Source organism: Catenibacterium sp. UBA627 (assembly GCF_002299355.1).
GTDB lineage: Bacteria > Bacillota_I > Bacilli_A > Erysipelotrichales > Coprobacillaceae > Catenibacterium > Catenibacterium mitsuoka.
The window spans coordinates 1-297 of record NZ_DBPF01000073.1; the positions used below are offsets into that span (position 1 = coordinate 1).

At 33.3% G+C, this 297-nt stretch carries 1 pseudogene; it reads right to left on the minus strand.

The features are described 5' to 3' along the window. Nucleotides 1-42: 42 nt before the first annotated feature. Nucleotides 43-297 (minus strand): annotated as a pseudogene (locus B2S90_RS04855) (peptide ABC transporter ATP-binding protein); the annotation flags it as partial.

A 297-nucleotide genomic window follows, 5' to 3' on the forward strand; every position in this document is an offset into this window, starting at 1 on the left:
TAAAAAAAGACTATCACACATAAGTGTCATAGTCTTTAAATGTTATAATTTGAAGTTTGCTGCGTCTTTCTTGAACTGTACAACATCTTCATCAGTACCTAATACAAAGTGTGTTTCAGTAATCTGATGCTGAGTACCAGCATTATAATCAAGACCGCTTGTTTCATAATCATAAGAGAATGATTTTCTTACCTTTTCTACTCTTGGGTTAGAATGAGGGATGGCAGATAATAATGATCTTGTATATGGATGGAGAGGATTACTAAAGATTTCATCTGCAGTTCCTGTTTCTACTAA